Here is a 21,372-nt window from a genome sequence, read left to right on the forward strand (position 1 = left end):
CCCCTGAAAGAATTGCCCCGACATCCGTATTAAGTTCCGATGTCGGGATGTTCATGAGTTCGCGCGCAAGTGCGTTCAAAGGACGTTGCCGTCCTTGTCGCGGTAGATCTCGCGCCGACCGACGTGATTGGCAGGCCCAACGAGGCCATCGGCTTCCATACGCTCGATCCACTTCGACGCCGTGTTGTACCCCACGCCCATCTGGCGCTGGATCCAGCTGGCAGAGGCCTTCTGGCTTTCGAACACGAGCTGGCAGACCTGACGGTACTTGCGGTCTTCCGGATTGTCCGAAGCGCTGTCGATATCGTCGAAGCCGAAGCCGCCGTCTTCCGGCTCTTCCGTAACGGAATCAACGTATTCGGGGCTACCCTGTCCACGCCAGTGATCGGCCACCTTCTCGACTTCCTCGTCCGAAACGAACGGGCCGTGGACGCGCTTTATCGGGTCGGTGTTGGGCTTGTAGAGCATGTCGCCCTTGCCCAGCAGCTGCTCGGCGCCCTGCTCTCCAAGGATGGTGCGGCTGTCGATGCGGCTGGTAACGGCAAAGCTGATGCGGGTAGGCAGGTTGGCCTTGATCACGCCGGTGATGACGTCGACCGAGGGGCGCTGCGTGGCCATGATCAGGTGGATACCGGCTGCACGGCTCTTTTGCGAGAGACGCTGGATCAGGACTTCGATTTCCTTGCCGACCGTCACCATGAGGTCGGCGAGTTCGTCGACGATGACCACGATCTGCGGCAGCACCTCGTAATCGAGCTGCTGTTCCTCGAACAGTTCCTCGCCCGTGTCGGGATCGAAGCCGACCTGGATGCGTCGTCCGAGCGGCTTGCCCTTGGCCAGCGAGGCGCGAACCTTGTCATTGAAGCCCGAAATGTTGCGGACGCCGATCGAGGACATCTGGCGGTAGCGCCGCTCCATCTCCTCGACCGCCCACTTGAGCGCGCGGACAGCCTTGGCCGGCTCGGTCACCACCGGCGAGAGCAGGTGCGGAATGTCGTCGTAGGACTTGAGCTCCAGCACCTTGGGATCGACGAGGATCAGGCGGCACTGCGCCGGCGTCAGCCGGTAGAGCAGCGACAGCAGGATGCAGTTGAGACCGACCGACTTGCCCGAACCGGTCGTACCGGCCACGAGCAGGTGGGGCATCGTCGCAAGGTCGGCCACGATCGGCTCGCCGGCAATGTCCTTGCCCAGGATGATCGGCAGCAAGGCCTTGGAACTGGCGAACTTCTCGCAGGCGATCAATTCGCGGAAGGATACCATGTCGCGGATCGCGTTGGGCAGTTCGATGCCCATGACCGTGCGGCCCGGGATGGCCGAAACGCGCGCAGAGATCGCGCTCATGTTGCGGGCAATGTCGTCGGCAAGGCCGATCACGCGGCTGGCCTTGATCCCCGGCGCCGGCTCCAGCTCGTACATCGTCACGACCGGGCCGGTTCGCACCGCGGTGATCTCGCCCTTCACGTTGAAATCGTCGAGCACGTTCTCGAGCAGGCGGGCATTGCGTTCGAGCGCCAGCTTGTCGATCTTCTGGGTCGAACCTGCGGGCGCTTCGACCAGCAGCTCGATCGAGGGCAGCTCGTACTTGTCGAACAGATCCCCTTGCCGTGCCTTGGGCTGCACAGCCGCAGGCGCAGGCGTGCGAGTGGGATCGGTGATCTCGGTCGGCTTGCGCTGCGAGAGCGCCTCCTCGACGTCGATCGCGTCGGCAGCCGCGCGTGCCTCTTTCTCGCGGCGCTCCTTCTTTGGCGGACGGACAGTGGCCTCGTCCTCTTCGTCTCCCAACGCAACTTCGCGCGGCTGGCGGCGCAGGAACGACGGCAAGCTGAGCATTCCGGCCCAGTCGAATGCAAAGATCCGGCTGGCGATGGCAAGGCCTCCTGCAAGCGAGACAAGCCCAAGCGGAACCGTGAACCACAGCGCGGAAACCTGCGGCACCAATCCGGCGAGGCCGCTCACCGCGGCGGCTCCCAGCAGGCCCGAGAGCCCGCCTGGCCCGGCAGGCAGGCGGCTCGAAGTGCTCGCCCCCCAGAGCGAGAGCGCAGTGCCGATCAGCGCCATGGCAACAAGCAACAGCAGCGTAGGCCGCCACCAGCTGGGGGGTGCGGCTGCTTCCTCGTCCTCGTCGAGATCGATGAGATCGCTTTCCGAATCCCACAGGCGCCGCGAAAACACCCACAGGAGCGGGAGCAGCAAACCGCCCGGCAACCCGAAGAACAGCAGCACACGCTCCGATGCCCATGCGCCGGCCAGGCCCATCCAGTTCTCGACCGGGCTTCCCGAAGCCGTGCTGCCGGAGGGATCGGTCTGCGTGTAACTCAACAGCGCGAGCGCGAGAAACACCATCGCCGCCGCGAGAATGCCGCCGCCCAGCAGTTCCAGACTGCGGCGCAGCGAGCGGCGCAGAACGGCGCGCCAGTCGGCTCCACGCAAGCCTCCTCGCGCGTTCGATCCGCGTGCCTGCGCGGTGGTTGCTGCCCGGCTTGCCATGAACTTGTGCCTATCCCTGCCCTTGAGCGCGCATCATGCGCCCGAAGGGGACTCACCGTCAAGAATCCCGACAGGAATTGCGATGAGTGAAGGGTTTAGGCGAGCCCATCGATCGCCGCCCAGCCATGGACCGGCAGGTGCGCGGCACGGGCGCGGGTCATCCCGCCCAGTGCGATCACCGGCAGCGGCGAGAGCCGCGCCAGCATCAGGAAGCGGACCGGGCCGAGCACTTTCCCGCCCGGATGCGATCGCGTCGGGTAGACCGGCGAAAGCAGGATGGCATCGGCCCTGGCGCGTGCTGCTGCGGCTATTTCCTGCAGCGAATGGGCTGTCGCCAGACGCAGGCCGCTACCAGCCATGATCTCTCTCGCCCCGCCGTAGACACCATCGACATGCCACATCCGCGGCACGCGGGCGCCGATGACCATGACGCCACGGCGTCTCGCCAGTCTGGCCAGCGTCACGAAGCGGGCGCGGCGTGGCGCACGGTCGAGGTGGTAGTGGCGGAACACCAGCGCATCTCCGTGCCCGAGCCGCGCAATCGCGCGCTCCAGCCCGGCATCGTTGCGCGCATCGCTGAGCAGCACGCGCCGCGGCACCCTTTTCGCGATGGTCTGGCGCTTTCGCATCGTGGCGCTATAGCACCGCGCCATGGAACAGGCAGTCCCTTCATCGCCGCTCGAACAGGTCCGTTCGCGCATCGCCACGGCCGCCCGCATCGCCGGGCGCAAGGCCGATGACGTCACTCTGATCGCGATCTCCAAGACCAAGCCCGCCGAGGCGATCCTCGATCTGATCGCGCAAGGCCAGCGCGTGTTCGGCGAAAACCGGGTGCAGGAATCGCAGGACAAGTGGCCCGCCATCCGTGCAGCCCATCCCGATGTCCAGCTTCACCTTGTCGGCCAGCTGCAGTCCAACAAGGCCGAAGATGCCATCGCCCTGTTCGACTGTATTCACTCGGTCGATCGCCCCAGCCTCGTGACGGCCCTGGCCAAGGCGCAGGACAAGCTTGGCCGCAAGGTGCCGTGCTTCATTCAGGTCAACATCGGCAACGAAGAGCAGAAGGGTGGCTGCGCCGTGGCGGAACTGCCCGCCCTGCTGACGCAAGCCCGCGAAGCCGGTCTGGAAGTTGTCGGCCTGATGTGCGTGCCCCCCGCCGGGATCGAAGCCGCGCCGTTCTTTGCCTTGCTCGACAAGCTGGCCGACGACAACGGCCTCAGCCGCCTGTCGATGGGCATGAGCGACGATTTCGAAACGGCGGTGCAACTGGGCGCGACACATGTTCGCATCGGGTCCGCTTTGTTCGGCAAGCGTTAAAGCGCTGAATGGTGTGGTTAATCCGGCGTTCCGTAAGAGTCTGGTCGTCCTACGCCCGGTGAATTAACCCCATCTTACAACGCCCGGCGGCATACCTTCATGATTGGAGGATCCCTTGGCCGCCGCAGATCGTGAATCTTCAGAGAAACGCCAGCTTCTTGATGACGAGGTAAGCCTTGAGAAAGTGCATATCTCGACTCTGGTCGCGCATGCGCTGGTGCTTTGTGCCGTGATCCTGCCGATGGTCGTGGCCGACAAGTACCACGACTTTCTCGCCATAGTTGCAGCCTGCTGCATGGTGGGTCTATTTGCACTTCAGCTGGTCCTGAAGCGGGCAGCCCAGTCTGTGCGCAACCGCAACATCACGAACTACGTTATCACCCGCGACTCTCGCGAGCAGATCCAGGAACTGTTCGCGATGACCGATATGCTCCAGGCCGCCGAGACCTATGAGGACGCTGGCGCCGTATTGATGGCCACAGCGCGCCGCTTGCTGCCCGGCTACGGCGCGGCACTGTTCGTGTTCAACAACTCGCGCGACCGGCTCGATCTCGCGCGGGCGTGGGACATGCCCGAGGGCTACAGCGTTCCCGAGATGCTCTCGCCCTCGAACTGCTGGGCGCTGAAGCGCGGCAAGCCGCACGTCAATTCGCCGGCAGTCGGAACCCTGTGCTGCGCGCACCATCCCTCGGAAATCGCCACCGTCGAAATGCCGATGATGGCCTGCGGACAGCTGCACGGCCTGCTGATCATCGCCCATCCTGACTCGGATGGCGCCTACGATCACATCATGGAAATCCGCCGCCTCGGCCGCGCCTTGGCGGACTCCATGTCGCTCGCCCTTTCCAACATTGCCCTGCGCGAGAAGCTGCGCACCCAGTCGCTGCGCGATCCGCTGACCGGGCTGTACAACCGCCGCTACATGGAAGACGCGCTGGAACGATTCGTGTCGCTCGGTTCGCGCACCGGGGCAAGCACTGCCGTGGTCATGCTGGATCTCGACAACTTCAAGAAACTGAACGACGAACATGGCCACGCCAAGGGCGATGCCGTCTTGCGCGATGTCGCGGCACAGATCGTCGGGTGCCTCAGGCCGACCGACGTGGTCTGCCGCTATGGCGGGGAGGAACTGGTCGCCATCCTGCCCGACTGCTCGCTCGAGGACGTGCTCGACAAGGCCGAAGTGCTGCGCCAACGCATAGAATCCCTGAGCGCCAGCCACGAATGCGCGATTTCGGCCTCACTTGGCATTGCCACGGTCCCGGAAACCGCAACGTCGGCTACCGACATCGTGCCAATTGCCGACGCTGCGCTCTATGCCGCCAAGAAGGCCGGCAAGAACTGCGTGGTCGCTGCCGAAAAGCGTGCCGGGCGTGAAACGCCAAGGCTTGCAACCGTAAACTCGCGCCAGAGCTGAATGCTGCGCGAGCACCGGCCCGCGCAGCACTCCATGGCATCAGAAGTCGGCGTTCAACTCCACGCCCAGCACGCGTCCGCGCACCAGCGGCGAGAACGTGCCGGCCTTGGGATTGTCGGCAAACGGCCGGTCGACGCCGGTCGAAAGCGGGCCACCAAACACCGGGATCTGCGCCGCCGTACCCAGCTGCGTGTCCCCACCATGCTGGACCTGATCGAGCAGGTTGCGGCCATAGACCGTGAAGGTCAGCCCACCGGTCTTATAGCTGATCGAGGCGTCGAGGTTGTCGGACGAGGTGATCCAGCCAAAGTTGTTGTCGGTATAGGCAAACCGGTCGCGGTGCTGGAAGTTGGCGCGGGCGACGATGGCATTGCCTTCGCCCACCGGGAAATCACCCAGCACGCCAAAGCCATAGGTCCACTTCGGAGTGCGTGGCAGGTCGAGCGCCTTGTCCGCGTCGTTGACCACGCCGTCGCTCGAAATGTCGAACAGCACCTTGGTGTACTCGGCATCGATGTAGCCGAAGTTCGCGGTGAGCAGGAAGTTCTTGCCCACGGCAAAACGGCCTTCGCCTTCGATGCCGGTGATGCGGGCGTCGGCAGTGTTGAAGATGGACTGGGCAACACCCGCCGCAGACCCTTCGTTGACCTCACGCTGCATGTTGCCAACCTCTGTGCGGAAAGCCGCCAGGTTTAGCGTCAGCTTGCGATCCGGTGTCTGGAACTTGGTGCCCAGTTCGAAGCTGTCGACCTGCTCCTCGTCGAACGAAAGGCCGCGCGTTGCTGCCACTGCCTCGAAGGCGCGGGCATTGGTGATGCGGAAGTTGTACCCGCCCGAACGGAAGCCGCGCGTCCAGTTGCCGTAGACCTGCGCATCGCCGTTGAAGCGATACTGGAAGCCGAGCTTGGGGCTCCAGTTCTCCCACGTACGCTTGTCCTTGAAGCCGTTGTTCTCGTTCGGGATAAGCGGGTTGACCCCGGATGTCGGGCAAGTGCCGGCCACGACCGAACAATTGGAACGAGGCCGAATGTAGGTGACGGCGACGTCCTTGGTTTCCTTGGACCAGCGGATGCCTGCGGTCAGCGTCAGCTGGTCGGTCACATCGAAGTCGCCCGACGCAAACAGGCCGAGCACGTCGTGATCCTGGCGACCCCCGCCGATCTGGGTCAACGGGCTGATGAACGTGGGGAAGAAGCGCAGCTCGTCGTAGCGCAGGTCCTGCGTGAACCAGAAACCGCCTGCCGTGAAGTCCAGCGCACCGAAGCGGTTGTTGTAGCGGATTTCATCCGAATACTGGCGCTGCTTGAACAAGGAATTCGAGTGGAAGATGAATACCGGCTTGGAATCGATGTCGCCCCCGGTCGAGGCGTCATAATCGCGGAAGCCGAAGATGTTGGTGATCTTGCCATCACCCACGTCGATTTCGGTCTTGTGCGTCGCAAACCAGGTGCGGTTCTTGTAGAAGCCGCCGTTATCGATCGCAAAGTCGAAGGTGTCGCGCTTGTAGAGGCCGTGGTTCTGGCCGGCGGGGCCATCGCCCTCGCTGTTGAAGTATTCGACCTTGGCAACCATGCGGATCGCCTCGGACGGCAGGAATTCCAGCGCACCGCGCAGGATCTGGGTCTGCGCCTTGCCGAAGTCCTTGCCATTGAACAGGTTCTTGAAATAGCCCTCGTCGTTGTTGACGTAACCGCCGACCTTGAAGTTCAGCACGTCCTTGATCAACGGACCGGACACCACGGCCTGCGCCGCGAAGTTGCCCGATCCGCGCCCGGAATCGATCGGCCCTTCATAGAACACGCGGAAGTTGGCGCGCAGATCCGGCGTCGGATCGCCGGTGTTGATCAGGACCGCGCCCCCGGTGGTGTTGCGGCCATAGAGGATGCCCTGCGGCCCGCGCGCCACTTCTACCGAACCCAGGTCGAACACGTCGAACACCAGGCCATTGTTGACGCCGATGTATACCCCATCCACGAACACGCCGACGGTCGGGTCGATCGAAGGGATCGAGCTGTTCACGCCAAGCCCGCGGATCGAGAAGTTGGCGGTCCCGCGCGAGGTGCCGACCTGATCGAGCGAGACGTTTGGCGCGCTGTAGGTCAGCGTCTGGATATCGCGCACCTGCAGCGCCTGCAGGCTCTGGGCATTGAATGCGGTGATCGCAACCGGCACGTCCTGGACGTTCTCGACGTCCTTCTTCTTCGTGGCGGTGACGATGATGTCGGCGTTAAGCACGTCAATCGCCGACTGCTCCTGATCCTGCGCCGCGTCCTGACCATAGGCCACGCCCGCACCCGTGACGACGAGCGCAAGGGCGCTGAGCCCACGGCAAATTCCTAGCGAAACCCTGCTCTTTGTAACTGGCATTCACAGCTCCCGTTTATCTTGTGGAGCAAGAATGCCCGCTGCGCAGCGGCGTTCAACCTGTTTTCAAGTGCGCAATTAATTCTTACAAAGCGCGTGGCATATTTACATCAATGTCAGCCGTGTTGATCCAGTTCGTTGCCGGTAAGCGTGACGACGTGCAGCAGGTTGGTGGCCCCGGGCGTGCCGAAGGGAACGCCGGCCAGCGCGACAAGCCTTGAGCCGGCGGTGCCGAAGCCATGACGCAAGGCCATGCGCTTGCCCTTGGCGATCATCTCCTCGAAGCTGCCGATGTCCTTGGTGCTGACGGCGTGGGCACCCCACAGCAGGCCCACCTTGCGCGCGGTCTTCTGCGATGGCGTCAATACCAGCATCGGCACGCCAGGCCGTTCGCGGGCCACGCGCCGCGCGGTCGACCCCGACCCCGTGAAGACGATCACGCCTGCGATCGGCAGGGTGTTGGCGATGCTCGCCGCAGCCTGTGCCAGCGCGTCGGCCGTGGTCGGATCGGGCAGGGTCTCGATGAAGTGGACGCGCGCGCCATAGCCCGGATCGGCTTCGACCTGCGCAGCGATACGGTGCATGATCGTCACCGCCTCTTCCGGCCAGGCCCCTGCGGCGGTTTCGGCCGAGAGCATGACCGCGTCAGCCCCGTCATAGACCGCGTTGGCGACGTCGGACACTTCGGCGCGGGTCGGCGTCGGCGCTTCGATCATCGATTCGAGCATCTGCGTGGCGACGACCACCGGCTTGCCCTGGCGGCGCGCGCTTTCGACGATGCGCTTCTGCAGCGGCGGCACTTCTTCAGGATTCAACTCCACGCCAAGGTCGCCACGGGCAACCATGATGCCGTCGGAAAGCTCGATGATCTCTTCCAGACGCGAGATCGCGGCAGGCTTCTCGATCTTGGCCATCAGCGAACCGTAGCCGCCCATCAGGCGGCGCGCTTCGGCAACGTCCTCTGGACGCTGCACGAACGACAGGGCGATCCAGTCCGCACCATGCTCGACGGCAAACGAAAGGTCGCGGCGGTCCTTGTCGGTCAACGCCGGGACCGGCACCACGGCATCGGGCACATTGACCCCCTTGCGATCGGAGATGACCCCACCAACCTCGGCGGAACAGAGAATCTCGTTCTGGTCGGCCCGGATCACGCGCAAGCGCAGCTTGCCATCGTCGATCAGCAGGCGCTGGCCCTTCTGCAGGATGCCGAACAGTTCGGGATGCGGCAGTTGGACACGGGTCTCGTCACCCGGCTCGGGATTGCGATCAAGCGTGAAATGGCCCGAGTGGCGGATCACCGCACGGCCTTCCTTGAACTTGCCCACCCGCAGCTTCGGCCCCTGCAGATCGCACAGGATCGTGATGGGGCGATTCACCTTCTTCTCGAGCGCCCGGATATTGGCGATCGTTTCGGCATGGGTGGCGTGCTCGCCATGGCTCATGTTGACACGGAAGGCGTCAGCGCCTGCGCGAAAGAGCTTCTCGAGCATTTCCGGCTCGCGGCTGGCGGGTCCTACCGTGGCGAGGATCTTCACTTTACGTCCGCGAGGATCGAGCTTGGCCACAGCTTGGGTACTCCTTATGAATCTGCGGGATGCGCTATGGCCCATGCCATTTCAAAACCCAAGGAAGATTACCGTGGATACGAATGCAATCGATACGCTTCCCGATTCCGTAGCGGCCGCCGCCTTCCGCCGCCTGGTAAAGCACCTCCAGCACCGCCACGATGCCCAGAACATCGACCTGATGGGTCTTTCGGGCTTCTGCCGCAATTGCCTGGCGGACTGGATCATCGAAGGCGGCTTTGCGGGCGACAAGGCCGCCGCACGCGAAGTGATCCACGGACTCCCCGCAGCCGAATGGAAGGCCCGCTACCAGACCGAGGCAACGCCCGAGCAGCTCGCGCGGATGGAAGAAAGCCTCAAGAAGAACGCTGGGCATCCTTGATGTGAAGGAAAGGCCGTCCGGCTTTTCCTTGCGGCACCGGCCCGCTCCCCCGCCCGACTACCCATAGGGGTACCTTTGCCGGGTAGTCGGGCGGGGGAGCGGGCCGGTGCCGTCAACAAAAACGCCACTAATCCCCGGACTATCCACAGGCCCGGTTTTGCCCGAATCCTGTGGCGCGTCTATCAGCCGCGCCAATTGATTCACCCGCATACCCGGAGACTTTCCCGATGGTCGAATTCGACGATGCCAAGACAGCAGACGATCGCCTGCGCCTCCTGATCGAGCGCATCGAACGCCTCGAAGAGGAAAAGAAGGGCATCGGCGACGACATCAAGGACGTCTACAACGAAGCCAAGGCCACCGGCTATGACGCCAAGATCATGCGCCAGATCGTCCGCCTGCGGAAGATGAAGCCCGACGACCGCCGTGAGATGGAAGCCGTGCTCGAAACCTATAAGAACGCTCTCGGCATCGACTGATCGCGTTTCCCGGGCAGGAGCGGAACCACCACCCTGCCCGGCCATTGGCATCCTGTAGTTTCAGCAGGATAGCCCCATGACCCAGACCGCCACCGTCCGCCCGCCGATCCACGAAGACGGGCTCCCCGGCAGCGAGGCGAGCCTCGATCCCAAGCCCGAATGGCAGCCGCGCTATCCCGGTTCGGGGCGACTGAAGGGCAAGGTGGCGATCGTGACCGGGGCGGATAGCGGCATCGGCCGCGCCGTCGCCGTCCTCTTCGCACGCGAGGGCGCGAAAGTCGCCATCGCCTATCTCAATGAGAACGAGGACGCCGCCCGCACCCGCGAACTGTGCGAAGCCGAAGGCAGCGAAGCCCTGACCTTCTCAGGCGACCTCGGCGATCCGGAAGTGGCCCATGCCCTCGTCGATCTGGTCATCGGCGACTGGGGCCGCCTCGACGTCCTCGTCAACAACGCTGGCGAACAGCACCCCGACAAGGACATCCGCGACATCACCGCGGACCAGCTGCAACGCACCTTCCAGACCAACATCTTCTCGATGTTCTACCTCGTCCAGGCCGCGCGCGAGCACCTCAGGCCGGGCGCGGCCATCGTCAACTGCACTTCGATCACCAGCTACAAGGGTGAACCCGAACTGCTCGACTACTCAAGCACCAAGGGCGCCATCACCGCCTTCACCCGCGCCCTGTCCGAACAGCTTGTGGGCGAAGGCATCCGCGTCAATGCGGTCGCCCCCGGCCCGATCTGGACCCCGCTCAACCCTTGCGGCGGCGCGTCGGAGGAGAAGCTCGAACACTTCGGCGAGAACACGCCGATGGGCCGCCCGGGCCAGCCCAACGAGGTGGCTGCCAGCTTCCTGTTCCTCGCCTGTGAGGACTCCTCCTACATGTCGGGTCAGGTGCTGCATCCCAATGGCGGCACGGTGGTGAACGGCTAACCCCAGTTCAGCGCTACCGCCAGCACGATGGCGTTCGATGCAATGTGGTTGAGGATCGAGGCCAGCAGGCCAAGCCTCACCCGCATGTGCGCGAACATCAGGCCTGACCAGAATTGCGGCAGCACCATCGGCACGGCAGCGAGCGTGATCGTCGGGTAATTGAAAAGGTGCATTACCGCGAAAACCGCAGTGGTGCCGTAAAGCAGCAGGGCGAAGTGTCGGGCGAACCACGGTGGAACCCCCGTGTCTCGCCGTTTCCGCCACCAGATCACCGCCGCAACAAGGACCGTGGCCAGCAGTATTCCCCCACCCGCGAGCGGCTTGCCCCGGCCCAGCGCCACGAAAACGATCAGCCCGGCCAGGACCACGCCGATCAGGGCCAGCACGCGCCGCGTCCCGCTCATCCAGCCGCGAAAGAACAGTTCCTCAAGCACCGGCGCCAAAAGCACCGCCCCGCCCCACAGCGCCAGCGGCCCCATTCCTTCGAAGGCATTCGGTGGCGATAGCGCAAAGGCCTTCTGCCACAGCGCGATCAGCGGCATCACCACCAGCCCCAGCACCCCAATCTGGAATGCTGTCAGCACAAACCAGCGGGAAAGCGCTCCATCAGCGTTCAACCCGGAAGCCGCCATCGGCACGGGGCGGCGCAGGAAGGCGATCAGTTCGGCAAGGGTCGTGCGGATCATCGGTGTCTCATGCCTGCAATTGCGCCGATGCGCCACACCGATTGCCGGAACGCGCGACGTCGGCTAGGGGCGATGCAGATTCCAAAACCTCGCAAGAAGCACGGACCATGGCAGGCCATTCCAAATTCAAGAACATCATGCACCGCAAGGGCGCGCAGGACAAAAAGCGCTCGGCGATGTTTTCCAAGCTCAGCCGCGAAATCACCGTGGCCGCCAAGATGGGCATGCCCGATCCGGACATGAACCCGCGCCTGCGCGCCGCGGTCAACGCGGCCAAGGCCCAGTCCATGCCCAAGGACAACATCGCCCGTGCGATCGACAAGGCATCGAAGGGCGAAGGCGATAACTACGAGGAAGTGCGCTACGAAGGCTATGGCCCGGGTGGCGTCGCGATCATCGTCGAGGCGCTGACCGACAACCGCAACCGCACCGCCACCAACATCCGCACCGCCTTCTCGAAGAACGGCGGCAACCTTGGCGCATCGGGCGCGGTGAGCCACGGCTTCGAACGCCTCGGCCTGATCGAATACCCCGGAAAGGTCGGTGACGAGGAGAAGGTCCTCGAAGCCGCCATCGAAGCCGGTGCCGAAGACGTCGAATCCGACATGGGCGATGGTGACGAGAACCCAGGCAGCCACCAGATCTGGGTCGCGGTCGAATCGCTGCACGAAGTTGCGCGCGAACTCGAAAAGACCCTGGGCGAGGCCGAAGGCGTCAAGCTGGCATGGAAGCCGAGCATGAAGACCTCGGTCGATGCCGACAACGCCGCCACCCTGCTCAAGCTGATCGACGTCCTTGAGGACGACGACGACGTCCAGACCGTCTGGGGCAACTACGACATCCCCGACGACGTCATGGAAACGCTGGGCTGATGCCACGGGCAACGGCAGCGCTTCCAGTTGCCGTTGCACTCGCGGCGCTGCTCTCCACCGGCGGGTCGGTGGCGAAACCTGCCCGCCTCGGCGCGGCTCGTCCTGCAAGCCTGTGCGCAAACGACGAACGCGTGGTCTACACCTGCCGCTTCGGCGTGAAGCTTGGCAGCGTTTGCCTGGCACGCAACTCGCTGCACTATCGCTTCGGACCGCAGGGCCGTCCCGAATTGCACATTCCCAGCACGCCGGACTGGAGCAACATCCACACCGGCGGCAATCGCAGCCAGGGCGGCCTCAACCAGGACTACATCCGCTTCACCAACGGGATGACGCATTACGTCGTCCACGTCGATGAAACCGGCAGCCTCAACGAGAACCCCGGCAGGCAGTCCTCGGGAATAGAAGTGCTGCAAGGCTCCTCGGGCGAAAATGCGCTCGCCAGCCTCACCTGCAGGTCGCCAGCCTCGTTCGACGGGAGCGCCTATGACGACCTTGCCAAGGCAGCACCCAAGGACTGGGATGGCGCCGAAACGCCTGGCGGACCATTCGAGGTTATCTACTGAACCATGATGCCGCTCGCCATAAAGGCCGTGCTCTCCGGCCTGCTCATCGCGCTGATCTCGGAGATTGGCCGCAAGTTGCCCACTGTCGGCGCACTGGTCGCTTCCTTGCCGCTCGTCTCGGTGCTCGGCATGGTGTTCCTGTGGAACGCCCGGCCCGATGCGGAGAACATGGCGGTCCATGCGCAAGCAACCTTCTGGTACGTCCTGCCCTCGCTGCCAATGTTTCTCGTGATCCCCGCGCTGCTGCGCCACGGCGTACCGTTCTGGGTTACTCTGGTCGCGGGCTGCGTGCTGACGGTGCTGCTCTATCTGGCCATGATGCAGATCGGCCCCCGCTTCGGACTCAAGCTGTAAGATGATAATCCTCGGTATCGACCCCGGCCTCACCGTCACCGGCTGGGGCGTCGTCGCCAAGTCGGGCAGCCGCCTCAGCCACGTCGCCAACGGCCAGATCCGCACCGACAACAAGGCCACCATGGCTTCACGTCTGGTCGAACTCGATTCCGCGCTTGCCGCCGTGATCGACATTTACAAGCCTGACAGCGGCGCGGTCGAGGAAGTCTTCGTCAACGTCAACCCGCAGTCCACCCTAAAGCTCGGGCAGGCACGCGGCGTTGCCATGGTCGCGGTCGCGCGGGCAGGAATCCCCGTGGCCGAGTATCCAACCAAGGTCATCAAGAAGGCGCTGGTCGGCACCGGCGGTGCGGAAAAGCAGCAGATCCAGCACATGCTCAAGATCCTGCTCCCCGGCGTCCAGCTTGCGGGCGAGGACGCCTCCGACGCCTTGGCCGTGGCGATAACCCACGCCAACATGCTCGGCAGCCATCGATAGGCCGGAACGACTGCCACGATCCGGCGTATGCACCGGATGGACGCACTGAACGACAGATTGAGCGACGAAGACTGGATGGCGCGCGCGCGCGATCTCGCCATCTCCCGCAAGGGCACCGATCCCGCCAACACCCCCATCGCTGCAATCATCGTGCGCGAAGGGCAACTCCTCTCGCACGGCGTCAACCGCACGGCCGAACATTGCGACGCCACCGCCCATGCCGAAGTCATGGCGATCCGCGCTGCAGGCAAGTCCTCCGGCGAAATGCGATTTCCCGGTGCCACGCTCTATTCCACGCTCCAGCCCTGCGGCATGTGCACCATGGCCTCGATCTGGGCAGGGATATCGCGCATCGTCTATGGCGCGGGGCGTGATGACGTCCACGAGATGTACTTCGAGGACCGACACCTCTCGACCCTCGATTTCGTGGCCGATGCCTGGAAGGACGACCTGACACTGACCGGCGGCATCCTCGCCCACGACTGCGCCACGCTCTACTACCGCCCATGGGACGACGTGCCAGAGGACCAGCAAGCCAACGACTAGCGCCCCCTTCGCTAGGGGCTTAGGGCACCCCTTTCTTCTCCCCTCCCGCAGGCGGGAGGGGTTGGAGGTGGGCATTTAGCGCCAACACCCGCCGCCACTCCACGCATTTGGCGCAGGTATCCTCTGGCCACGGCAAAAAGTTCCTGCCATAGGAACAAACCATGATCGCCAAGCTGACCGGCATTCTCGATGACACCGGGCCCGATTGGGCCGTGATCGACGTGAACGGCGTCGGCTATCTCGTGCAATGCTCGGCCAAGACGCTGACCCATCTCGGCATCCGGGGGGACAAGGTCGTCGTCCACACCGAAATGCAGGTGAGCGAAACCGACCAGCGCCTGATTGGCTTCACCAGCGCCGGCGAACGCGCCTGGTTCCGCCTGCTCACCGCGGTGCAGGGCGTCGGCAGCAAGGTGGCGCTCGCCATCCTCTCGGCCCTCTCGATCGAGGAACTCCAGCGCGCCTGCGCCCACGGCGACAGCGCCATGGTCGCCCGCGCCAACGGCGTCGGCCCAAAGCTCGCCAGTCGCATCGTCAACGAGCTGAAGGACAAGGCCGGTGGTTTGGCAGGCTACGCTTCGCCAGTTGGCATGGCCAGCGGAGAAGCGTTCACCTTACCGCCCGGCAACGCCAGCGCCGATGCCGTCTCCGCCCTGCAGAACCTCGGCTTCAAGCCCGCCGTGGCAAGCAGCGCCGTCGCCGCTGCGGTCAAGGAACTGGGCGAGGACGCGGGGCTGAACGAACTGGTGCGCGTGGCGCTGAAGAGGGCAGCGGGGTGAGAAGCATGGAAAGCTCAACGTCACTGAAGATTGCTATGCGCCTTCTCCTGACCGTGGTTTTGACTATTTCGAGCTTTTTGCCTGCTTCGGGGCAGGTCAAACGCAAGTACGCTCCTCGGGAAAATGAAGCGGTAGTCGTAACCGCTGGTCAGACGTTCTACACGGAATTCACTTCCGTACCGACTGTCGGAATCAAACTGGAGAGACCATTCCGAAGCAGCATGGCAGGCGCAATGGGGTTTCCGTTTTCCTTTGAGTTAATGGACCCTCTGCTTGTTCCCGTGGCGCCGCACGAGGATGGATGGCGTTACTTTGCTCCGAAAGACGGAGCATTCAAGGCCTCTCATGGTTTGCTGGGGTCTGTGATCCGACCGGGTGACAGTGTCGGGATTAGGATAAGTCCCAACGGCGAAGCAGAATGGTTTGTAGATAACTCCGTATATAATGGATTTCGCACCATTTGGTCTCGAAAGATGAAGAAAAAAGATCCGTCCTACGAATTAGTAAATCTGGGCGAAGAAGTCTCTGGTGACCTTCCAATACATCGACTTGTATATCTTGGTGTCCGCGACGCACAAGTCAGGGTTCGATGGGATGAGGTAGATCCGAATTTTGGTCAAAGGTCGGAGGAATACTCTTTTCCTGCAGTAAACAAGGTCTCGTCGGTAGCAGTTCGGGGCGCAAGGTTCAGACTTATCGTCACGGACACCGGAGCCGAAGTCACAATGCTCGCACCGATGACCGATGGGGTTGGTCAATTAAAGGAAAGACCTTTGCCCCTTTCTTTGCCACCAAACTCCCAACCCGGTATGATCCAGCCATGACCGACCTCAGCTTTTCCATCCCCGATTCCATGCTCCAATGGCTCGAGCGGCGGGCATCGGCCGGGGATTACGTCGACGTGGGCGATTTCCTGCGCGATCTTGTTCGCAAGGAACAGGAACGCTCCCATCGGCTGGAATGGTTGCGCGAGCAGATCGCGGAAGGTGCTGCTTCCGGCATTGTCGAGGGCGAACCTGAAGACCTGATCGAAGAAATCATCGCAGCCCGCCGGGCACGGCATGGCTGACGTCCGGCTGACCGCGGCAGCATTGGCAGACCTTGATGAGATCGACGAATACGGCGTAACGAACTTCGGCAGCGAACTCGCTGATGCATACTCTCGTGGCTTTGGCAGCGTGTTCGCCCGCTTGCGCCGCTATCCACGCTCAGGCCCGTCGGCTCCGGAACTCGGTGATGGTGTACGGACGATCCGCTACCGACAGCATCGTCTATATTACGTGATAGAAAACGGGGACGTCGAGGTTCTGCGCGTGTTCCATGTCGCCCGCGATGTTCAGGATTCCGATTTTCAATGACTGATAACCCCCTCCTTTCCGCCGCCTCGCAGATCGAGGATCAGGACGCCGCGCTGCGGCCCAAGACGCTGGCCGAATTCGTCGGGCAGGCGGCGGCCAAGGACAACCTGCAGGTCTTCATCGAAAGCGCCAAGATGCGGCGCGAGGCGATGGATCACGTGCTGTTCTTCGGGCCGCCGGGCCTAGGCAAGACCACGCTCGCGCAGATCATCGCGCGCGAACTCGGCGTCAATTTCCGCGCCACCTCCGGCCCGGTCATCGCCAAGGCAGGCGATCTGGCGGCGCTGCTGACCAATCTCGAACACGGCGACGTCCTGTTCATCGACGAGATCCACCGCCTCAATCCCGTGGTCGAGGAAGTACTCTATCCGGCAATGGAGGACCGCGCGCTCGATCTGATGATCGGCGAAGGCCCTTCGGCCCGCTCGGTGCGGATCGACCTGCCGCCCTTTACCCTGATCGGCGCGACGACGCGGCAGGGCCTGCTGCAGACCCCCTTGCGCGACCGCTTCGGCATCCCGGTGCGCCTGCAGTTCTACTCGGTCGAGGAACTGGAGCGCGTCGTGGCGCGCGGGGCCAGCCTCATGGGCATCGGCATCGACAAGGGCGGCGCCACCGAAATCGCCCGCCGCTCGCGCGGCACCCCGCGTGTCGCCGGCCGCCTGCTGCGCCGTGTCCGCGACTTCGCGCAGGTGGCAGGCGCGGACAAGATCACGCAATCCATTGCCGACAACGCGCTGACCCGGCTCGAGGTCGACAAGATCGGCCTCGACCTGCAGGACCGCCGCTACCTGACGATGATCGCCGACATCTACAAGGGCGGGCCGGTCGGCGTCGAGACGCTCGCCGCCGGCCTGTCCGAGCCGCGCGACACGATCGAGGAAGTGATCGAACCCTATCTGATCCAGCTCGGCATGATCGCGCGCACGGCGCGGGGGCGCTGCCTCAACGACCGGGGATGGCAGCACCTTGGCCTCACTCCGCCGACCGGCTCGACACCCTCGCTTTTCGACCAGGCAGACTAGCGCCCGAGTCTGCCCTCCACGCGCGAAAGTTGCAGGAGAGTTAGGGGTGAGTTGTGGGGGAGTTGCCGTAGAGTTGGATTCAAAGCTTCATCCTCGCAGGGCATTCGGTCCCATTCTGGCACAGAGTTAACCGTCCCCCCGCTCCGGTCCCGTTTTCGGGCAGATTCAAGGCTGACAACACGGTTAACGCCATTGCCCCCGCGCGCCCCATCTGCGTTCCTCGATCGGTAAGGAAGGGTCAGCAGAGCATTAACCCGCGTCTGTTAGCGCCTTCCGCAAAGATACGAAACGGAAGCAACGATCATGTCGGTTCGGATGGCATTGGCAAAACTGGCGGCGGCTGCAGCGGGCGGGGCGATGCTCGGCGGCGGCGCCGTGCACGTTTCGGAAGCGCCCTCGAAGGGCGAGATCCACCACGTCAAGCCCGTGAAGGTCAAGACGACCAAGCCCGCCAAGCGGATCGCGAAGCGCCCGGCCAAGCGCGAAATCCACCGCGCCCGCCGGATCGTGACGACGACCACCACCAAGACTTGCGAGCCCGCGCCGCAGATGGCGATGGTGCCGGTTCCCTACATGCCACCGATGCCGCCGCAGCCGACCGGATCGACCGGTAGCGGCGGGGTGCCCGTGGTGATCGGCGGCGGCGGCATCGGCGGCTTTGGCGGCGGCTTCTTTGGCGGGTTCTTCGGCGGCAGCAGCGGCGGCGGTGGCAGCGTAGTCGTCTCGTCGACCAGCACCGGTTCCACCTCCACCTCGGGCGGCTCCACTTCGTCGACAACGTCGGGGGGATCGACCTCGACCAGTTCGGGCGGCATCACCAGTTCGACCACCACCGGCGGCGTCTCGACTTCGACCGGCGGCGTTTCCACCTCGACCTCGACGTCGTCCGGCAATGTCAGCACGTCGAGCGGATCGGTCAGCACCAGCTCCGGCAACGTCAGCACCAGCAGCGGCAACGTCTCAACCTCGAGCGGGAACGTCAGCACCTCGTCGGGCAACGTGAGCACCAGTTCGTCAACCTCGACGTCCTCGGGCAACGTCACCTCGAGCTCGTCGACCTCGTCGTCCACGTCCAGTTCGACCTCAAGCTCCACGTCCTCGTCGACGTCTTCCTCGACCTCGTCGTCAACCTCGTCCTCGACGTCTTCGTCCAGTTCGAACGGCGGCACGACGACGACGACCTCGTCGACCAGCAGCGGCACCGAAGTGCCCGAGCCTTCGATGGTGATCCTGTTCGGCGCGGCTGCCGCGGGCCTGGTCGCCCGCCGTCGCTACGGCAAGCCGAAGAAGGCCTGAGGCACACTATTCGGCCCGCGTCAGCGGGTTACGGGAAGGGCGGCGTCCGGGGGGAAGCCGCCCTTTTTGCTTGTCCGCTATTCTCTTGCTCTAATCGCAGCCGCCATCACCGCAATCGCCGCTTCCGGCGTCGGTCGCCCACCACATGCCGCCCGAGCTGTCGCCGGATTTCCGGCGCCGTTCCGGCGTATCTGCCTGCGGCTTGAGCGCAATAAGCGCCAGCCCCAGCACGAGCACCACGATTGCGACAAACCCCCAGAACAGTGCCGGCATAGCTCGATCCTCTCTCCCGATCGGAGAGTGCGCGCTTCGACCGGCGCCGTCAAACGGCGATTGCCTCAAACCTGAAGGATGCCGGCGGCATACCAGCCCATCGCGCCGCCAATCGCCACGATCTGCAGGAAGGCAATGGTCTTGAGCCGGCTGACGAAAGGCTGCTTGCGCGTCTTGTGCCGGAACACCCGCCGGGCCAAGAAGGCACCGGGCGTACCTCCGAGGAACGCCCCCATGAGTAGGTTTGCTTCGGACGTACGCCAGAACCCGCGCAGCGCCGCGCGCTTGTCGAACCAGAAGGCTGTGAAAGTCTGCAGGTTGACGAGCAGGAGCCAGCCAGCGGCGATCTTGAGCAGCGGCAGATCAGCCAGCGCTTCCAGCATCGATTCCATCGTGAGCCTTGGCCATCATGTCCATGAAGTTGCGCGCCGCATCACGGTCCTCAGCGTGCTTGAACGCCACGTCGAGATCGGGCGCGCTGCCAAGCATGTGCAGCAGCGACCACAGCCCGAAGCGGCGCGCGAGGTCCTTCTCCAGCCCGAAATCGACGAGCATCTTCTCGATACCCGCTTCCATCGCGGCAGGGGTAATCGCTGCAAAGTCATCGCTGCCGAAATAGCGGCGGAGCTGGTCGTCGAGTTCCATGGGGAGGCGCTATGTCAGAGAACGGCCAAGCCGTCACGATCGATGATCGCTGCGAATTCGGCCGATACGGTGCGATAGTCCACGAGGTCGACTTTCCATGGCAGGGCCGACTCATCGAAAGCCTCGCGCAGGAGCGCCATGACCGAGAGCAGCAACGCTTCCTTTGCCTCAAAGGAAAGATCGAGGTCGGACCAGGGCTTGGCCTTTCCGGTGGCGCGACTGCCGAAGGCGCGGACCGCAACGCGATCCGGCAGGCAGTGACGCAGGATCGTGCGCACGTCGTCGATTTCCTCTGGCGTCAACTGTAGCAGGCTGGTCACGCCCGCGCCTGCAAGCGGTCCAGCAGGCCACGCGCTTCGGCAAGAACGGCAGGGATCGCGGCGACCACCTGCACCGCCTTGGCCTCGTCATACGTGTGCGAGGTGATGTTGCGCATCTCGCGGAATGTGCGCCACTCGGGCCATTGCCCTGCGACCAGCCCCTGCTCCACCCCGGTGCGGATCAGGTCCGGGAAGGTCCGCCGGTCAATCTCCTCGGGATTGGCCGCCCCCGCTTCGAGCGCGCTGCGGAGCATCTTGTGGGCAAGGTCGTAGGTAAACTCGAACCGCTGGATCAGCCCATCGCGGATCTGCGCATCGCTTTCGTCACTCCGATAGCGCTCGAATCCTTCGTCTAGGCGGGCGATGACGTCCGAGAAGGTGCAAACCGCACGACATCTTGCACTTCGTTGCCCTGCAGTTCGCGTTGCCCTATCAGGAAGCGGGTGTTCCAGCCTGTGTCTGGCGGAGAAATGTCTCTCCACGTCGTCCAAGCGCCATGTTCGGGGTCGGGGATTGAGAGGGCGTATTTGCCTACCGGTATCACTAGCGAACGTGCGAGACGATCGCCAGCGGGCGTGGCTTCCAATAGAATGTCATAAGACGCCTGCCCGCCGTCTGGCGCATCATACATAATCGCTCCCTTTGATTGACCAATCACAAGGTGCCACCTGGGAAGCCCACGTCAACGAGGGACTTTGCCGTTCCATGGGGTGAGCGGAGGTGCGCTGTCAGGCTGCTGCTTTGTGCACTCCCATGCGGTCGCCACGCCCCGCTAGCAGACCCGCAATCGAAATGTCCTCGTCCAGCCCTTCCCAGTGGATGCCGTCCCGGCTCATGAAAAATGCTGATCTGTCAGCTTCGGACGCATGAAGCAGGCGTGGGAACCACGCGAGTGGCGCGCCGATTGTGCGGCCGTCGTCGAGTTCGACCCACAGGCAATGGTCGTCGAAACGGACGGACAGGGGCTCAGGCGAAATAGTCATTCCATGCCCTTTCGAGTTCTTCGCGCCGCTCTTCGATAACACGAACCAGTTGCGAAAGCACGCGGGGCGGGAAGCCGCGATCATAAGCCAGGCTGACCTCAGGGCTAAGCCAGAATTTCGCCGTGTCGCGGCCCTTGGTGACGTGGATATGCGCAGGCTCGCGCGGATCACCTTCGTTTGAGAAGAAATGGAAGCGGTAACCGTTCCAGTCAAAGACTTTTGGCACCGCTTCTCACCTCT

At 63.6% G+C, this 21,372-nt stretch carries 29 protein-coding genes; 16 read left to right on the forward strand and 13 right to left on the reverse strand.

What is annotated here, in order from left to right:
* Positions 1–75: 75 nt before the first annotated feature.
* Together IM701_RS13815 and IM701_RS13820 are read right to left on the reverse strand one after the other, a co-directional pair.
* A complete protein-coding gene (locus tag IM701_RS13815) occupies positions 76–2,490 on the reverse strand; it encodes a DNA translocase FtsK 4TM domain-containing protein (RefSeq protein ID WP_230487712.1) in 2,415 nt (804 codons plus the stop codon).
* 95 nt (positions 2,491–2,585) lie between these two features.
* Entirely contained in the window at positions 2,586–3,119 is a 534-nt protein-coding gene (locus IM701_RS13820) for a thiamine phosphate synthase (RefSeq protein WP_062345989.1), read from the reverse strand.
* 22 nt (positions 3,120–3,141) lie between these two features.
* On the opposite strand from IM701_RS13820, the gene IM701_RS13825 reads away from it, so the two are divergent.
* Positions 3,142–3,807 (forward strand): YggS family pyridoxal phosphate-dependent enzyme, encoded by a 666-nt coding sequence (locus tag IM701_RS13825; protein WP_193827252.1) that lies wholly within the window; start codon positions 3,142–3,144, stop codon positions 3,805–3,807.
* A 115-nt stretch (positions 3,808–3,922) separates the two neighbouring features.
* Positions 3,923–5,224 (forward strand): GGDEF domain-containing protein, encoded by a 1,302-nt coding sequence (locus IM701_RS13830; protein ID WP_193827253.1) that lies wholly within the window; start codon positions 3,923–3,925, stop codon positions 5,222–5,224.
* 39 nt (positions 5,225–5,263) lie between these two features.
* Here IM701_RS13830 and IM701_RS13835 read toward each other — a convergent pair whose 3' ends face one another.
* Together IM701_RS13835 and pyk are read right to left on the reverse strand one after the other, a co-directional pair.
* A complete protein-coding gene (locus IM701_RS13835) occupies positions 5,264–7,591 on the reverse strand; it encodes a TonB-dependent receptor (RefSeq protein ID WP_193827254.1) in 2,328 nt (775 codons plus the stop codon).
* A 113-nt stretch (positions 7,592–7,704) separates the two neighbouring features.
* Positions 7,705–9,201: a pyruvate kinase gene (gene pyk, locus IM701_RS13840; protein WP_052242250.1), complete on the reverse strand. Its 1,497-nt coding sequence runs from the start codon at positions 9,199–9,201 to the stop codon at positions 7,705–7,707.
* 28 nt (positions 9,202–9,229) lie between these two features.
* Between pyk and IM701_RS13845 the strand changes: the two genes are divergently transcribed.
* The 3 genes from IM701_RS13845 to IM701_RS13855 all read left to right on the forward strand — a co-directional run bounded on the left by IM701_RS13845 (position 9,230) and on the right by IM701_RS13855 (position 10,954).
* Positions 9,230–9,538 (forward strand): DUF1244 domain-containing protein, encoded by a 309-nt coding sequence (locus tag IM701_RS13845; RefSeq protein WP_370584326.1) that lies wholly within the window; start codon positions 9,230–9,232, stop codon positions 9,536–9,538.
* Between the two features lie 227 nt (positions 9,539–9,765).
* Entirely contained in the window at positions 9,766–10,017 is a 252-nt protein-coding gene (locus IM701_RS13850) for a DUF2312 domain-containing protein (protein ID WP_039333612.1), read from the forward strand.
* Positions 10,018–10,093: 76 nt separating this feature from the next.
* Entirely contained in the window at positions 10,094–10,954 is an 861-nt protein-coding gene (locus IM701_RS13855) for an SDR family oxidoreductase (RefSeq protein WP_193827256.1), read from the forward strand.
* Here IM701_RS13855 and IM701_RS13860 read toward each other — a convergent pair.
* Positions 10,951–11,640, reverse strand: coding sequence for a type II CAAX prenyl endopeptidase Rce1 family protein (locus tag IM701_RS13860; protein WP_193827257.1), 690 nt, complete (start codon positions 11,638–11,640; stop codon positions 10,951–10,953). The genes IM701_RS13855 and IM701_RS13860 overlap by 4 nt on opposite strands.
* Positions 11,641–11,747: 107 nt before the next feature.
* Here IM701_RS13860 and IM701_RS13865 point away from each other — a divergent pair, with 107 nt between their 5' ends.
* From IM701_RS13865 to ruvB, 10 genes are all read left to right on the forward strand, one after another.
* Positions 11,748–12,512 carry a YebC/PmpR family DNA-binding transcriptional regulator gene (locus IM701_RS13865; RefSeq protein WP_039333607.1) on the forward strand — a complete coding sequence of 255 codons (765 nt, stop codon included), beginning with the start codon at positions 11,748–11,750 and terminating at the stop codon, positions 12,510–12,512.
* Complete coding sequence (locus tag IM701_RS13870) at positions 12,512–13,075, forward strand: hypothetical protein (protein ID WP_193827258.1); 564 nt, start codon at positions 12,512–12,514, stop codon at positions 13,073–13,075. The genes IM701_RS13865 and IM701_RS13870 overlap by 1 nt, the downstream gene beginning before the upstream one ends.
* 3 nt (positions 13,076–13,078) lie before the next feature.
* Positions 13,079–13,429, forward strand: coding sequence for a DUF3147 family protein (locus tag IM701_RS13875; RefSeq protein ID WP_193827259.1), 351 nt, complete (start codon positions 13,079–13,081; stop codon positions 13,427–13,429).
* A gap of 1 nt (position 13,430) precedes the next feature.
* A complete protein-coding gene (ruvC, locus tag IM701_RS13880) occupies positions 13,431–13,907 on the forward strand; it encodes a crossover junction endodeoxyribonuclease RuvC (RefSeq protein ID WP_039333600.1) in 477 nt (158 codons plus the stop codon).
* Between the two features lie 36 nt (positions 13,908–13,943).
* On the forward strand, positions 13,944–14,453 hold the full coding sequence (locus IM701_RS13885) for a nucleoside deaminase (protein ID WP_230487713.1): 510 nt from the start codon (positions 13,944–13,946) through the stop codon (positions 14,451–14,453).
* 161 nt (positions 14,454–14,614) lie between these two features.
* On the forward strand, positions 14,615–15,232 hold the full coding sequence (gene ruvA / locus IM701_RS13890) for a Holliday junction branch migration protein RuvA (protein WP_039333598.1): 618 nt from the start codon (positions 14,615–14,617) through the stop codon (positions 15,230–15,232).
* A 5-nt stretch (positions 15,233–15,237) separates the two neighbouring features.
* Positions 15,238–16,056: a hypothetical protein gene (locus IM701_RS13895; RefSeq protein ID WP_193827260.1), complete on the forward strand. Its 819-nt coding sequence runs from the start codon at positions 15,238–15,240 to the stop codon at positions 16,054–16,056.
* Complete coding sequence (locus tag IM701_RS13900) at positions 16,053–16,301, forward strand: hypothetical protein (protein ID WP_062345920.1); 249 nt, start codon at positions 16,053–16,055, stop codon at positions 16,299–16,301. Before IM701_RS13895 ends, IM701_RS13900 begins: the two co-directional genes overlap by 4 nt.
* Positions 16,294–16,590: a type II toxin-antitoxin system RelE/ParE family toxin gene (locus tag IM701_RS13905; RefSeq protein WP_193827261.1), complete on the forward strand. Its 297-nt coding sequence runs from the start codon at positions 16,294–16,296 to the stop codon at positions 16,588–16,590. The genes IM701_RS13900 and IM701_RS13905 overlap by 8 nt, the downstream gene beginning before the upstream one ends.
* Complete coding sequence (gene ruvB / locus IM701_RS13910; RefSeq protein ID WP_039333591.1) at positions 16,587–17,615, forward strand: Holliday junction branch migration DNA helicase RuvB; 1,029 nt, start codon at positions 16,587–16,589, stop codon at positions 17,613–17,615. The genes IM701_RS13905 and ruvB overlap by 4 nt, the downstream gene beginning before the upstream one ends.
* 569 nt (positions 17,616–18,184) lie before the next feature.
* Here the strand turns inward: ruvB and IM701_RS21925 are convergent.
* The gene (locus IM701_RS21925) at positions 18,185–18,817 is read right to left on the reverse strand and encodes a hypothetical protein (RefSeq protein WP_230487714.1); all 633 of its coding nucleotides are present in this window, start codon (positions 18,815–18,817) and stop codon (positions 18,185–18,187) included.
* A 4-nt stretch (positions 18,818–18,821) separates the two neighbouring features.
* Here IM701_RS21925 and IM701_RS21930 point away from each other — a divergent pair, with 4 nt between their 5' ends.
* Positions 18,822–18,911, forward strand: a complete 90-nt coding sequence (locus IM701_RS21930) for a PEP-CTERM sorting domain-containing protein (protein WP_230487715.1) — start codon at positions 18,822–18,824, stop codon at positions 18,909–18,911.
* Between the two features lie 90 nt (positions 18,912–19,001).
* Here the strand turns inward: IM701_RS21930 and IM701_RS13920 are convergent, their stop codons facing one another.
* The 7 genes from IM701_RS13920 to IM701_RS13950 all read right to left on the reverse strand — a co-directional run bounded on the left by IM701_RS13920 (position 19,002) and on the right by IM701_RS13950 (position 21,358).
* Positions 19,002–19,184: a hypothetical protein gene (locus IM701_RS13920; RefSeq protein ID WP_039333589.1), complete on the reverse strand. Its 183-nt coding sequence runs from the start codon at positions 19,182–19,184 to the stop codon at positions 19,002–19,004.
* A gap of 65 nt (positions 19,185–19,249) precedes the next feature.
* On the reverse strand, positions 19,250–19,576 hold the full coding sequence (locus IM701_RS13925) for a DUF1294 domain-containing protein (protein ID WP_230487716.1): 327 nt from the start codon (positions 19,574–19,576) through the stop codon (positions 19,250–19,252).
* Positions 19,548–19,829: a hypothetical protein gene (locus tag IM701_RS13930; RefSeq protein ID WP_193827263.1), complete on the reverse strand. Its 282-nt coding sequence runs from the start codon at positions 19,827–19,829 to the stop codon at positions 19,548–19,550. Before IM701_RS13930 ends, IM701_RS13925 begins: the two co-directional genes overlap by 29 nt.
* A gap of 14 nt (positions 19,830–19,843) precedes the next feature.
* The gene (locus IM701_RS13935) at positions 19,844–20,149 is read right to left on the reverse strand and encodes a nucleotidyltransferase family protein (protein WP_193827264.1); all 306 of its coding nucleotides are present in this window, start codon (positions 20,147–20,149) and stop codon (positions 19,844–19,846) included.
* Complete coding sequence (locus IM701_RS13940; protein ID WP_230487863.1) at positions 20,146–20,631, reverse strand: nucleotidyltransferase substrate binding protein; 486 nt, start codon at positions 20,629–20,631, stop codon at positions 20,146–20,148. Before IM701_RS13940 ends, IM701_RS13935 begins: the two co-directional genes overlap by 4 nt.
* Before the next feature lie 246 nt (positions 20,632–20,877).
* Positions 20,878–21,132 (reverse strand): DUF2442 domain-containing protein, encoded by a 255-nt coding sequence (locus tag IM701_RS13945; protein ID WP_193827265.1) that lies wholly within the window; start codon positions 21,130–21,132, stop codon positions 20,878–20,880.
* Positions 21,116–21,358, reverse strand: a complete 243-nt coding sequence (locus IM701_RS13950; RefSeq protein WP_193827266.1) for a DUF4160 domain-containing protein — start codon at positions 21,356–21,358, stop codon at positions 21,116–21,118. Before IM701_RS13950 ends, IM701_RS13945 begins: the two co-directional genes overlap by 17 nt.
* Positions 21,359–21,372 lie beyond the last annotated feature (14 nt).

This window comes from Novosphingobium sp. ES2-1 (genome assembly GCF_015169775.1).
In the GTDB taxonomy this organism is placed as follows: Bacteria; Pseudomonadota; Alphaproteobacteria; order Sphingomonadales; family Sphingomonadaceae; genus Novosphingobium; species Novosphingobium subterraneum.